Source organism: Roseburia zhanii, assembly GCF_014287635.1.
Lineage (GTDB): Bacteria > Bacillota > Clostridia > Lachnospirales > Lachnospiraceae > Roseburia_B > Roseburia_B zhanii.
This window is the reverse complement of sequence record NZ_JACOPH010000014.1, coordinates 16,030-29,915: the sequence shown is the minus strand read 5'-3', so window position 1 is coordinate 29,915 and position 13,886 is coordinate 16,030. Positions and strand designations below refer to the sequence as shown.

Annotated in this window: 13 protein-coding genes; 2 read left to right on the top strand and 11 right to left on the bottom strand. The window is 41.3% G+C overall.

Features of this window, described 5'->3' with window-relative positions; genetic code table 11:
• Nucleotides 1-2,990 precede the first annotated feature (2,990 nt).
• The 6 genes from H8S17_RS17130 to H8S17_RS12920 all read right to left on the bottom strand — a co-directional run bounded on the left by H8S17_RS17130 (nt 2,991) and on the right by H8S17_RS12920 (nt 10,092).
• A complete protein-coding gene (locus tag H8S17_RS17130; protein WP_242648075.1) occupies nt 2,991-3,293 on the bottom strand; it encodes a TnpV protein in 303 nt (100 codons plus the stop codon).
• A gap of 855 nt (nt 3,294-4,148) precedes the next feature.
• Nucleotides 4,149-4,517 carry a hypothetical protein gene (locus H8S17_RS12940; protein WP_005602908.1) on the bottom strand — a complete coding sequence of 123 codons (369 nt, stop codon included), beginning with the start codon at nt 4,515-4,517 and terminating at the stop codon, nt 4,149-4,151.
• Complete coding sequence (locus H8S17_RS12935; protein ID WP_005602909.1) at nt 4,514-4,732, bottom strand: DpnD/PcfM family protein; 219 nt, start codon at nt 4,730-4,732, stop codon at nt 4,514-4,516. The genes H8S17_RS12940 and H8S17_RS12935 overlap by 4 nt, the downstream gene beginning before the upstream one ends.
• Nucleotides 4,733-4,761: 29 nt before the next feature.
• Complete coding sequence (locus tag H8S17_RS12930) at nt 4,762-5,652, bottom strand: hypothetical protein (protein ID WP_186867608.1); 891 nt, start codon at nt 5,650-5,652, stop codon at nt 4,762-4,764.
• Between the two features lie 47 nt (nt 5,653-5,699).
• Nucleotides 5,700-7,607 (bottom strand): C40 family peptidase, encoded by a 1,908-nt coding sequence (locus H8S17_RS12925; protein ID WP_186867625.1) that lies wholly within the window; start codon nt 7,605-7,607, stop codon nt 5,700-5,702.
• Nucleotides 7,608-7,713: 106 nt separating this feature from the next.
• Nucleotides 7,714-10,092, bottom strand: a complete 2,379-nt coding sequence (locus H8S17_RS12920) for a VirB4-like conjugal transfer ATPase, CD1110 family (RefSeq protein WP_008116395.1) — start codon at nt 10,090-10,092, stop codon at nt 7,714-7,716.
• 185 nt (nt 10,093-10,277) lie between these two features.
• Between H8S17_RS12920 and H8S17_RS12915 the strand changes: the two genes are divergently transcribed.
• Both H8S17_RS12915 and H8S17_RS12910 read left to right on the top strand, forming a co-directional pair.
• Entirely contained in the window at nt 10,278-10,541 is a 264-nt protein-coding gene (locus H8S17_RS12915) for a type II toxin-antitoxin system prevent-host-death family antitoxin (RefSeq protein WP_014081285.1), read from the top strand.
• The gene (locus tag H8S17_RS12910) at nt 10,538-10,870 is read left to right on the top strand and encodes a type II toxin-antitoxin system RelE/ParE family toxin (RefSeq protein ID WP_005602916.1); all 333 of its coding nucleotides are present in this window, start codon (nt 10,538-10,540) and stop codon (nt 10,868-10,870) included. Before H8S17_RS12915 ends, H8S17_RS12910 begins: the two co-directional genes overlap by 4 nt.
• A gap of 27 nt (nt 10,871-10,897) precedes the next feature.
• On the opposite strand, the gene H8S17_RS12905 is transcribed toward H8S17_RS12910, so the two are convergent.
• The 5 genes from H8S17_RS12905 to H8S17_RS12885 all read right to left on the bottom strand — a co-directional run bounded on the left by H8S17_RS12905 (nt 10,898) and on the right by H8S17_RS12885 (nt 13,883).
• Nucleotides 10,898-11,410, bottom strand: a complete 513-nt coding sequence (locus H8S17_RS12905; protein ID WP_005602918.1) for a PrgI family protein — start codon at nt 11,408-11,410, stop codon at nt 10,898-10,900.
• A gap of 13 nt (nt 11,411-11,423) precedes the next feature.
• On the bottom strand, nt 11,424-11,834 hold the full coding sequence (locus H8S17_RS12900) for a DUF4313 domain-containing protein (RefSeq protein WP_005602919.1): 411 nt from the start codon (nt 11,832-11,834) through the stop codon (nt 11,424-11,426).
• Nucleotides 11,835-11,846: 12 nt separating this feature from the next.
• The gene (locus H8S17_RS12895) at nt 11,847-12,689 is read right to left on the bottom strand and encodes a hypothetical protein (RefSeq protein ID WP_005602921.1); all 843 of its coding nucleotides are present in this window, start codon (nt 12,687-12,689) and stop codon (nt 11,847-11,849) included.
• Between the two features lie 54 nt (nt 12,690-12,743).
• Complete coding sequence (locus H8S17_RS12890) at nt 12,744-13,121, bottom strand: electron transporter RnfA (protein WP_186867607.1); 378 nt, start codon at nt 13,119-13,121, stop codon at nt 12,744-12,746.
• A gap of 240 nt (nt 13,122-13,361) precedes the next feature.
• Entirely contained in the window at nt 13,362-13,883 is a 522-nt protein-coding gene (locus H8S17_RS12885; protein WP_008116407.1) for a hypothetical protein, read from the bottom strand.
• Between the last annotated feature and the right edge of the window lie 3 nt (nt 13,884-13,886).

Genomic DNA, 13,886 nt, shown 5'->3' with positions numbered 1-13,886 from the left:
TACATATCCAAACTCATTGACCGATACATTAAGAGCCTCAACCGCAGTTTCTACCCTGTCCACCACGGATTTTGCTTTAATCGTCTGCTTATAAAACATATCCGCCTTCTTCACCTCCCCGTCCTCATTTACTTCTTCCAGACTGCAAAGAAGCGGATAATCGCTGTCATCCCTGAACGCTGTACGGTTTGCTTTGGAAGTGATTGCTCCATACTTTCCAACGAATTTATCATATTTTACATTCAAAAGCTGCTGTTTGTCTGCAAGCTCCTCATCACTACATCCCTCCATCTGGATATCAATCAGCTCTCTTGTTATCTGTCTGATTTCATCAAGGCTCTTAATACGCCCCTCCGCTGTCGGTGATACTTTCTGCCTTACCATCTCTGAATTTTCCCTGTAGTAAAGTTTTCCTTCAAAGAATGTGTAAGTATAATTTCTGACATCCGGATCAGCGGGAATGACTTCCTCTGTCTGTTCCTCATTATCTGCCAGTCTCTCAAAATCTGTCATCTGTGCTTTGATGTTACTGATTGCCTTATTGAGTGCTTCATACAGATTGAAGTTCTCATCATTATTCACACAGACGGTATATTTGCTGTCCTGTCCGAACATCCTTGTATCATACTGCATTGTACCAAGCATCATCTCCGGGTGCTCTGCAAAATAGGAATTGACTGCTATGCCATCACCTGTGACACCAAGATGTACCCAGTCAGGCTCTATATCAATTTTTCGCTCTCTTTTCTGTAAAAAAAGAATGTCCGCAGTCACCTCAGTTCCTGCATTATCCTTAAATGCAGTATTCGGAAGTCGGATTGCTCCCACAAGTTCTGCCCTCTCAGCCAGATACTTTCGTATAGTCGGATTGCTCTTATCCAGTGTTCCCTTTGTGGTAATCACTGCAACCATACCTCCCGGTCTTGCCTGATCGAGTGCTTTTGCCAGAAAATAATCGTGAATACGGAAGTTATACTTGTTGTACTTTGGATCGAATATCTTATAATCTCCAAATGGCACATTTCCCATAACAACATCAAAGAAGTTATCCGGATATGTGGTGTTTTCAAATCCTGTAATACTGATATTGGCATTCTGGTAAAGCTGTTTTGCTATTCTTCCCGATATGCTGTCCAGCTCCACTCCGTACAGCCTGCTTTGCTGCATTGGTGCTGGCATACTTCCGAAGAAATTACCGATACCCATAGACGGCTCCAAGACATTTCCGCCTTTAAACCCAAACTGCACAAGGGCTGAATTGATACACGTTGCAATCTCCGGCGAAGTGTAAAAGGCATTATTTACAGTTGCTCTTGCCGCACTGTATTCCTCATCGGAAAGAAGCTCTTTCAGTTCTGCATACTCTTTGCTCCACGCAGCATTATTCTCATCAAATGCCTGTGACAAGCCTCCCCAGCCGACAAACTTTGATAAAACAGTCTGCTCCTCCTGTGTTGCAAGTCTGTTTTCTGCTTCAATCTGCTTTAGTGTACAGATTGCATCAATGTTCCACTGGTATCTGGTCTTTGCACCACCCTTTTCTGTTTCCCACAGGTTATAATGGAAATTGAGTTTTGTCTGGTCTTGTGTTTTTTCTTTTCCACGCAGACCTTCCACTGGCGGTAATACTTCCTGTGCAGGTGTTTCAGGGGCAGCCTCCTGTGGTTCGGTATCCTTCTGTGGAATATCTGCCGATACATTCTTATCCTCATCAGAAATTATACGACCATCCGTGTCAATCTTGGTATTCAAGCCATATGCAATCGCCCGTTCTCTGGTTTTAAGACGGCTTTCTCTCACACTGTCCTCAATATCAAAGAACTTGCGGTAAACAGGATTCATCTTTTCCCTGTCAATCTTATTTTTTATGGTCTGATAGATTGCCTTCTGGTCCTCTCCACAGTAAAATGGCTGTTTTACCATATAGGATAAGATTTCATATACCTCACGCCATGATACGGTATCCCCTGCCCTCTCTCCATTTCTGTTTTTGTAGCTTACTTTCACATCTGCACTGCTTAAAGTGTATTCTGTGAGTCCATACTGATTATTGCAATATGCCTTTCTCTCACCCTGAACATTTCCCATCGCTATCTCACAGATCAGTTCCAGCTTATTCGGCATAAATGCAAAATCCGATTGCACCACATCCATAAGGAAAGCACGGAATGGTGTGTAACAGCTACATTCTGACACAAGTATCTCAATGGCATCTCTTAAATCTTTATCCATTGCAGCTACACGGTCAGCATAATCAATCGGCTTGATATACCGTAACTCAGCCGCCTTTCTGTTTACAGCATAACTGTCAGGCTCATCAGGAATAGCATAATCATCAATTTCTGATTTCTCCTCCTGCGTATCAACTTCACGGTACTCTGCGTCAATGACTTCATCATCTTCACGAAGTCCGTCCATTGCAAGCTCATCAATACGAGGTGTCTCCGACTGGTATTCTCCGGTAAGGATAAGTACACCGATTTCCTTTTCGACATTCTTCCACGAAACGTATCCTTCTACTTCTCCATCTTCATCTTTCCATTGGATACGAAGTCCCGAACCGTGAAATGTGTCATACCCGTGCAAGCCCAGACCGTCAAGCGGCCAGCTTGCACCCCCCTGACCATATTCTGCCTTGATATGCTTTGCTCTGGTTCCTGCGTCTATCTCTGTCTGATAGATTTCACACACCCTGCCTTTTCCACCGACAAAGCCAGTTCCTTTCATAAGTATCTCTTTTACATACTCACTTGGTACACTCTCTGCTTTCTTTGGATTAAGGTAATTATATTTTCTGGCAAGGGCAGCCTTTTTATCCTCCTCGAACTGACGCATAAATTCATTGTGTCTGGTTTCCTCCGGCTGCTTCACACCAAAACTTGCCTGCCCGTTTTGGTCGAAAAAAAAGGAAGCCTGTGTATATTCGGCTTCCTTACTGACACCCAATGAGTTAATCTCATCAAGCTCTCTATTTAATTCTTCCTGTGTTTCTAATGAAACTTCATCACGATCTGGTGGAGCACTACTTCCTCTGCCTGCATCTTCGCCTGCTCTCTTATCTTCCACATCTCCATTGTCGATGACGGATTCTGTGGCTTGTGCTTCATTAGATACTGTTCCTCCAACTGATCGTAAAGCTGGTTTGCTTCCTCCTCTACTGCCGACATCTTCTCGTACATCTTCCCGAATCTCATCAGTGTCTTGTACCTTGCCGGTTCGTTCTCCAGAAGATACTTCATTGCCATTCTCCCGTATCTGCCCAGCTTCGTTAAATCCTCTGTCTCGTCCGGCATTGTCAGCTCCGGATACAGCAGTCCGTCCACTTCCTTGTAAGTCATTGCTTCTAACATATGATATTCTCCTTTCGCTCTCAATCGTTTGTAAATTCCTACTAAATTCTCTAAGAACACTACAGGAGACATCGCATACAAGGGAACCAAGACGGTAAACTATCTCCTCATCTTTGATATTTACAATCTGACTGAAATCCTGTTCTTGCACAGATAAGTCAAATCCACATCTCGTCCCTACAGCATACATAACACTGGAATATACTAACTGCTCCATATCGCTATCCTGCTGTAAGCCCTTGCGTTTTTCGTTGAATTCCTTTATCACACTACCTGATAGCTGCATTAGTTCGGACATTCTATCCCCGAACTCCTCTTTTATTATATTCCAAACATTTGTTCCTGTAAACTGTTTTAGCGTATTTTTTAGTGATTCCCTGTCATCGCTTTTATACCGCTCCATCTGTCCTTCCGATACCAGAAAGTCTGCATAACTTTTCAGGTTTTCCCCCTCCAGATCCCAAGTCAGCTTCACATTCTTTCCGCCTGTATCACTGATATCGAAAATATATCTCATACGGGGATTAAGTGCCCTTGAGGGGAAGATAGCACAGCCCTTTGCTCCACGCTTTACATATCTTCCCACTTTCTTCCAAGTGTCATAATCTGCCATAAGGGTACTTTTCTCCGGTGATCTCTGAGCTGTTACCATAACGATATTATCAAATTCATAGCGATATAACTGACCAGCAACTTTTAATACATCTTTCCAGTTCTTTTCAGAACGGGTGATGTTGCTGATTTCTGAATCATATATCGCTTTGACCTTCATATCAACACTCATGTGTCACCCTCCTTTTACTTCAGTAATTCTGCAAACATTTCCTTAAAGAGCTTTGACTCCTCCCCGTCAAGCTCAATCACAAATTCTGCATCAACCGCCTGTCTATCACATTTGCCCTTTCCTTTTACAATCTTTCGCATAATCCTGAGAAGCACATAACACTGCTTTGACTTGGCTATGCTCTGCTTAAAGGCAAGTCCGTCGCTGTCAGCCGACTGCTGTGTCTCATAGACAATCACATTCAGCTTTCTGCTGATTTCCTCAACTTTCTCATATGGAATACTGACAGACGATTTTACCTCTCCCGGTCTTTCCCATTCCTTATGAAGTTCGTTTAATAAAAATTCCATATCCTTAATAACTGCTGTCTGCTCATTTTTCATCGTGTCTTTCCTCCATTTTCCTTTAATGAAGAAGGGAGCTGTTCTTCGCTGTATGGCGAAAAATCAACTCCCTTCATATCCTCCGCATCAAGGACTATCTGTTCTGAATAATACATATCCATTGCCTTGTTTATGGCATCGTCAAGTGACTCTGCCTTTACTGTCTCTACCCTTGAGAGAACTTCTTTTATCTCAATATCAAATTCTTTTTCCATTCGATATCAGCCTCCAATTCCATTTTTCCTCATCGGCTCTTTTTTTCTTTTACCTGTCTTTCCTTAAAACCTTCATCATACTTTCCATCTTCAAGCCTGTCATAAAAATATTCCTCCTCTATCGTTCCAAATTCCTTATACATCTGGTGCAGGAAATCATTCTGCATATTTTTTGGAATATCATCATCCTTTGACAAATCCTGATAAAAATAAAACTTCTGCTTGAGTTTCGCCCTGTAATCATAAACATCTTTTATCTTTTCAGGTGTCCCGTATTCTCTTTTATATGCCTTAAAGTTGGTCTGCGAAAGTGTGGAACCAAGATAAATCCCGTGCTCCCACGATACCCCGATCGTTGTGTTATCCTTAGTTGGCTCCTCGTCTTTCGGATATCGCTTATACTCTGTTGCTCCAAGAGCAATCGTGAGAGAGCCGCTTTTCATATCCATTACCACAAGATTGCGTGGAGATAATGCTTCCAGTACCATATAATCGTGGTCATTAAAATTATGAAATGTCTGCCCTCTTTCAAATGTCCTGTCGCATTTTTCATAATGCAGGATAAAGTCATCTATCCAGCCTCTATCCGTCATTCCAATCTCATCCATCTTTGTAATACACTCTGGGGAACTTGTTGCCTTATCAAAGTAAAATTTCTTTGAATCATTATAATATCCTTGCAAAAAGCGTCCCAGTTCCACATCATCTCTACAGAATTTTGCAAATACTGTAACATTTGCTGCCCTGTAATACTCTGTAAAACCTTCCGCAAGCGTTCTTCCAAGAAGCAGCATCTGATCTGCAAGCTCTGACATATCATCAATGGCAACGAACTTCTTATCATCTTCCAAAGTCATAAGCATATTTCTTTCTGTTCCCTTATAATTCTCCATTACAAGAATCATATCTTTTAAATCCATTCTTACCTCCTGTTCCAGAGAGGACTTTCGCCCTCTCTGCCAATTTTCTATGGTCTGCCAATTACTACAATTTTTCCGACACTTGCCACATCACGGTAAACTACGCCAACTCTTTCATTCAGGGCTTCTACCACCTTGCCATTGCCGACATATACTGCCACATGGCTGATATTCTTATATCTTCCGTTGTTTGTGAAACTGTAAAAGATAAGATCACCAGGCTGCATTTCATCATAAGATACGGTCTTTCCTGCTTCATCAAGTCCCTGTGCTTCTGCCGCTGCTGTAGTTGCTCCTCCATGACTGATATTCACACCTGCATCCTTCCATGAATAATACGCAAGTGAACTGCAATCATAATAATTGCCACTATCTCTTAATTCCTGACTGTAAGGATAACCCACTCTGTGAAGGGCATAAGAGCAGACTGCTTTCTGCCTGCTATCTGTAATACCACTGAGGATTGCATTTATTTCATCCTCTGTCATGGAACTTACTCCGGGGCTTCCACCGCCTCCACCGCTTCCACTTCCAGCATATCCAAGCTGTCCCATAAACTCAGGACTCATGATCTGCTCAAGCATTTCTACCTGATCAGAATTAAATCCATAAACGGAAATCATATCTCTGTATGATTTGAGCGTAACATTTACATACAGTACCGACTTCGTAACAGTTGTTACATTGCCATCTGCGTCTGTTTCCTCCACATCTTTTGTTCCACTACTTGTAGTATAAGAACACATATCATTTACTACAGTCTGCAACCACCCCTTTGATATATCATTCATAATTGTTGCAGTATCGCCTACACCATACTTGACCATGTAGACCGCCATAATGTCGTAGTAGTTACTTGGATTTTCATCCATTCCCTCATAATCTACATACACCAGTTCGCCAAAGTCATATCCGGTATGTTCATTCACTTTGGTATTCACATCACGGTTAAATTCAGACACATAAGCACTTGTAACTGTCTGCACTGTATCTCCTGACTCCAGCGGCGGTAAAAATAAGGCAAATGGTGAATTATAAAGAATCGCTATCACAGCAATAACCGGAACTGCAACGATTACCACTAAAAGAACCAACAGCAAAAGTACAAGTCCGATAATCGGAGCTGCCGCCTTTATCCAGAGAACTGCTTTTTTTACAATCAGATCTTTTACCAGTTTTACAACACTGTCCGTCTGATTTTCCTGTTCTTTCATCTTATCCAGAAAAAATTTAATCTTTCTGCTACGGTTCGCTGCTTTCACATCCTTCGTCTCAATAGATACACCCGTGGCATAGCCTGCCGCCATGCCGACTGCTGTACCTGCTCCCGGTGCAACCGCTGTACCTGCCGCTGTGGTTGCCGCTTTTGCCGTAGTTTTGGCAGTTTCTTTTGCAGTGTTCTTGGCAGTTTCTTTCGCTGCTGTCTTTGTCGTGTCACCGGCAATCTTTTTTGCCGTATCACTGGCAGCTTTCTTTCCCATCTTTTTTGCCAGCTTCTTTCCTGTTTCTACCTTCTTGATACGCCTCTTTGCTTCGGCTGCCGCTTTTTTTCTGAAAAGTGACGCTCCCCTTGAAGCAGTTCCCGTAACCGGACGGCTTGCTTCATATGCAAGATAAGCTGCCTGTGACACTTCCTGCCCGCCTTCCACCTGCTCTGTAACTGCTCCAGCCGCAAATGCTCCCGTTCTTCCTGCTATATGAAGATTGGTATTCTTCGTCTTGATAGAAGTATTGGACTCCCGTATATTTCTCTTAAATTTTGAAAGTTCCTTTTCTTTCTTCTCTGCCTGATGAATGGTACTCTTACGATAAGACTTCTTTTTACCTGTATCATTTATCTTTGCACTGGCAATTTTCGGACCACGCTGTACGGTGTAAATGTTACTGCCCTTAATTTTAGCCTTCTTCGGTTCATGCATATGAATCTTAGCTTTTTTCTTAGTGTGAATGACCATAGGCTTGTCATCCGCTTTTTTTATCTTCAATGTTCCCACCTTCTTTCTGTATCCTTAAAAAAGTAGCCATCCGGAACTTAGTCCAAATGGCTGATACATTGCAATTCTAATCAGCAAATTTTGCCTCCCTTTTCTTCTGCTCCGCAATCTTTTCGTGGATATTGGTGTTATACAGTCTGTAAAGGTCAGTGTCCTTGCTGATCTGGTTATCAAACGGAATTACCACGGAACCACACTTGATAAGTCCCATTCCCGATGCAGTATTGGTTACGAAACGAAGCTGTGCCTCTGATACACCGATAACCTCTGCCATCTTGGAACTGTCTGTATTCGCCTGCTTTAAGAGTGCAACAAACTCAGAGTTTGCAAGCATTGTAGTGGCGGTGTAGTTCTGTAAAAGGTCCACGACGTTCTGGGTGATACCCGTGCACAGTCCACCTTGTTTCCTCACCTTCTTCCAGAGCTGCTGTAAATATTTTGCAGAATACTCCGAATTAAGCAGGACATGGAACTCATCAATATAGAGCCAGGTTGCCTTGCCCTTCTGCCCGTTTTCTACAATTCTGTTTTGAATAGACTCCATCATAACAAGCATTGTGATAGGACTAAGCTCCGTGCCTAAGTCCCTGATACCATATACCGTGAATCGGTTATCTACATCAACATTTGTCTGGTGGTTAAAGATATTGAGGGAACCATTTACAAAAAGTTCCAAAGACAATGCGATATCCTTTGCTTCGTCCTCCGGCTGTTCCATAAGGATATCGTAGAAGTCACTCATTACCGGAATATACTTTTCCCTGCCCCTTGCGATGTCGATATACATCTTTCTCACACAGCGGTCAATGATTGATTTCTGTCTGGAATTTAAGCTGTCCCCGATACACTGCTCACAAAGACCAAGCATAAATTCCCCTTTTTCCCTTATCATTCCCTTTGAATCATTCGGATCAAGACTCCACACATCCATCTCAAGCGGATTTACATAGTTGTCCGTGTATGTGGACATATTTACCACGGTTCCACCATAAGTCTGTGCAATATCAAAATATTCGTTCATCGGATCAATGACGATAATCTCATCATCTCCCGACAAGAATACGCTGCCCATTTCCATCTTACAGAAGAATGATTTGCCGGAACCCGGCACTCCGAATACAAAGCCATTTCCGTTGATGAGCTTCTTTCTGTTACCGATATTTACATTCTTACTGATCTGGTTGATACCGTAATAATTACCTGTGCTGTCATTCAGTTCCTGCACATTAAACGGCATAAGCACCGCAAGCGACTGGGTAAGAAGGGTACGCATTGTTTCCACCTGTCTTACACCAATCGGAAGTGCCGTGTTGAGTGCTTCCCTCTGCTTTAAGTAGTGTGTATCAATCGTACAACTGTTACGCTTTCCGATTGTTTCTACTGTTTCGCAGACACTCTCAAGCTCCTTCTTACTTTCTGCCATAAGGATAATGGTAACTCCTACAAAGAAAAGACACTGGTCATTCTCACGGACATCATCCATAATTGCCTCAATCTCTTTTTTCTCCGTTCTCTTTGCATAAGAGATTTCTGTGGAGAAGTCATTGTTCTTATTACGGACTCTCTGCTGCTTGATAATATCCGACTCAATACCAAGATATTTCTTCTGAAGCACCTTTGTAGTCAAATCCTTTGGCACAGGCACTACATCAATACTGGTAATGGAGTGTACCGGAAGGGAAGTAATCTCATTGATAAATCTGTCAGATAAACTGCTGGGATACTTCTTAATGAAAAGTGCCTTGCAGTATTTACTCTCGTCCTCAAAATGGTCTGGGAAATATTTCACCATACCATTACATAAATCATTCTTAAAATCTGCTCCGACCTTCTTTGCCTTTTTGATATCAAAATCAAAACTGCCCTCATCGCCAAGATGGTAATAGTCATAGAGCACTTTCAGCCTTTCATTGCCGTTAAGCGGCACAATCTCTGCACCCAGCTCAATGAAAGCCTTGTGTATCGTTGCCTCAAGTGTGGCAAACTGTGCCTTTGCCTCCTCGAAGTTCTTTCTCTCAATCGTGATTGTCAGGTATCTTTCCTGTTCAATCCCCTGTCTGCCCTCAATAATCTTCTCCTCAATAATGTCATTGTAGATTCTTCGGTAATTATTGAAGCCATCGTTTTTTTCTGTAATAAGAACCTTATCACGGAGATCCTCCATATTTTTGTTCTTATTGTTAATCGTAATCTTATAATTACAGTCCAGCGAATTTAAGAATTTGCAGTATCTTTCAAAAATGCCGATCTGCTCATCCTCCGTTGCCGTTGTGTAATTGATGTCCTGAAAGCGGTAACACTTGGAATACTTATTCCTGCTTACTTCAAAAATACCGTTTTCAGCCACCGCCATAATCTCTATGGTTTCCTGAATGGATTTCGGTGTCTTATACAAAGGCTCACTTGCCTTTTTCAAGAGCTTAAATCCGTCCGTAAATAAACCCATTGTCTCTAACCTCGCTTTCTTATCTGTGAAAGCCCGCCGGGAACATCACCCAACGGGCTTGTTCCCGACCTCACGGTCAGATACATATGAATAGTTGTGTTTATCCTGCTAACACTAATGGTATATCCATTGACTTCATAACAAAATTTGTGTATAATTTTGTTATCAAACAAGGAGGTGTTTTTATGCCAGCAATCAAATCAAGTGCTGATTTAAGGAATAATTACAATGAAATTTCTACATTTTGTCATAATTATCCTGAACCAGTTTTCATTACGAAGAATGGAAAAGGCGATCTTGCTGTTATGAGCATTGAAGCCTACGAAGAACTGACCAGCCGCTTTGAACTTTACAGCCAGATTAAAGAAGGAATGGACGATATTGCCACAGGCAATACAAGACCATTTTCCGAAGCTATGGCTGATATCAGGAGCCGCCGCAGTCGATGAGCTATCAGGTTCATATCACTTCCACCGCAGAACACGATATTATGCGTGCTGCGGATTACATCGAATTTACCCTCAAAAATCCGGATGCCGCAGATAATCTGTTAGATGCTGCGACTGAGCAGATAGGCTCACTAGCCGACCTGCCACAGAAGTTCCGTCTGGTAGATGATCCGGTACTGGCAAGCTGGGGCATTCGTTTTGTGATAATCAATAATTACCTTGCCTTTTATACGATTGATGAAGAAAAGCAGACTGTAATCATAGTCCGATTTCTCTATCAGAAAAGTAACTGGACTTCCATTCTTCGACAGGGATTTTCCCTCATTTAAGGAATCTGTTTTTATGCAGGTTCCTTTTTAGTGCATTGCTTTATAAGCAGCCACACCCGCTACCGCCAGCACAAACACGGCTGCCAGTCCAAACATCATGTTTCTTGTCTTTTTCTTCATTTCTTCAAATTCCTCCTGTTTCTTTACTGCCGACTCAGATGTTGTAATCTCTGATTGAGTTTTTTTGCCTTTCTTCTTTACCTGTCCGTTCTGCTCCATTTCAAAAGCCTTGATAATCGGCTCTCCCTCAGTAGATACATAGGTAAGAGCCTTATTTCCAAACATAAAATGCAGTTTCTTTCCCATATACTCGTAAAAATTCATTCCATTAAAAGAATAAAATCCTCCAAGTGCTATCGGAGCTACACACGGAATCGCCACATAAGCAGAACCTGTAAGACCAATATATCTATAAAGAAGTAATACGATACCGCCACCGACTATCACACTGGCAATAGAAAATACAAGCTGTTTTGCTGTAAGTCCCATTGCCACCGATTCCTGATAACGGTCAATGTCTTTGTTTATTTCAATAACCATTGTCCTCTGCCCCCTATCTTGCTAACTCCTTTGTCTCCGGCTTTCTTGCCATACCGATATTTGCCTCATACATATCCATTCCGTCCGGACACAGTTCTCTCAGCTTATCAACATTGAACAGATAAAGAGGATATTCACAATAACCACTCCTCTGTGTAAATCCTGTAAACTCCCCAAGCTCATTTTCTGTGATGAATTTCTCAATATCCGGCATATCATTCACATTCAGATATCCGCAGTAATTCGGTGCAGCAACAGACAAATTTACGGTCACATCACCAAACGGCTCATCGTATCCATCTTCATTACACATAAGCCCGATATACATTGCCTTGTTATTCATATACTGCTGAATATCGAGTGTTACCTGTGTCTCCCCGGAAAAACTGGAATTATAAGTCACCTGTTTCTTTTCATTATCCATAAATGCCTCCTTCTATAATCCGAATGCCTTACTTGTAAGTGTCTGTGCTCCCTTCACACTTCCAACCGTCATTGCTATGGTAAATGTCATTTCACACAGATAAATAAGTGTCTGTGCCCAGTCTGCATAACTTCCCGTAAAGGAAGGCAGCCCTGCATTGATAAATGCATTGCATACCACAATCGCAAGTGCCATTGTTACCGCCTCAAACACACAGGATAAGAAATACTTACAGTAAGTTGACATCGTATGACTTACCATTCTGTTTCCTGCCATTGTAGAGCAGGCGATTGCTCCAAGCGGCACAATGATCAATATTTTTAAGAATCTGAAATACACGGTGTAAATGATAAAGAAACCACAGATAATAATGATGATTGCAAGCAGTGCCGTAAGGATCAGCATTACCAGACTTTCACCAAATCCAAGTCCCTTAATAACATCTGCCTGTGCACTGTCAATGGCAAGCTGTGTTGTTGTTCCTGCCGAAATAAGCCCTACCAGATTTCCGATGGAAGTAAAAAATGCTTTCATAATCGTGACATTATTGGCAACAAACCATTCTGCAAGTCCTAATCGGATAAGCATACGCAGGATTGATTCAAACCTCATTTCATCTTTCACATCTATACTTTCCGAACAGAAACCGATAACAAAGAACAGTACCACAAGGGAAGAACCAACCGCTACAAAGATTGGCTCTATTCCCTCGATGACTGCCCACGGACCACCGCCCTTAAAACTGACGGGCGATTGTCCAAGCATTGCAAAAACCAAAGATATCTGATTGTTCCAAAATCCAAACATAGCTTCAAGGAGAGCAAGTATTTTGTCTCCCAGCTTAAAAATATCCATACCTGTTATTCACCTCTTTTCTTCTATTGCAACAGGGATTATTTTTTCCCTATCTTAGAAGCCTAAGAAAGTGAGTACAGTAGAAATACCTGCCATGATAATACCTGCCACAACCCCCTTTAAAGCTGAGTTCATAGTAGATGAATCCTGCTGCTGGTATGCCTGTGCAAATTCCATTACATTCTTTGCAAGGATAATTACTCCAACTGCACCGATAACTGCGATCACAAGCGTTTTTAAGTTCTCAAGTGGCTGTGTTACTGCCGAAGTACCTCCTGCCGCAAAGCAGGTAGTGCTCATAAACATTACTCCCATAACGGCTCCGGATAATGCCGGAACAAATTTTTTCTTAAACTGAATAAATCTCTGCTTCATACCTTTTTCCTCCATCTGATTGTTGTTGGTTGTCATAATAATCTGTTCTTTTCTCATATTGGTTGTCTCCTTTTCGATAAAAAAATAGCCAGCAGGGTTTATCCCTAACTGGCTGTTAAAAGTTACTTTATATGATCAGGCATAGCCTGTTGTAATGATAAAATCGGGCTTTCCCCGATATGTTTTGCTGTGACCACCTCCTTTCAAGGTACAAAAAAAGCACCTTAACCATAATTGGCTAAAGTGCTGTGTGAATTAAATATTAAGTCATTTACAAGAATGACAAAGCTATAATTATCATATATTGCTTTTTCTTAATAATGATTCAAGTTGACTATTAATGGCATTTTTTAATAATTTCGAGAACTCTTGTCCACTTGCAAAATATTTTTCTCTTATGATTGGAAAATCCTTTGTATGTGTACCATCTGGTGCCTCAGCTTCAACTAAATTATTTAGTAAATTTTCACATTCTATTTTTTTGTTTTCCAATTCTTCAGTATAGCCCGCATCGAGTAACGGTTTTGCAATTTCATAACGCCCCAAATCGTCCATAAATTGATTAAGCAATCTATAAAATGCTATTTCACTGTCTGTTTCTCCTTTGATTTCAGAATCATATTTATGCCAATTTATTAGTATTTCATGCAACCTGCTATATCGATATTTATCAATTTCATTTAACTTTTTTTGTTCTTCAATATGTTTTAATCTATAACTATTTATCAAAGAAATTATTATATTCGCTATCGATGTTATAAGAGCTGCAAATACTGTTGTTGTTAGAATCACTGTATACAAAAAATCTTTCTTTTCCATTAA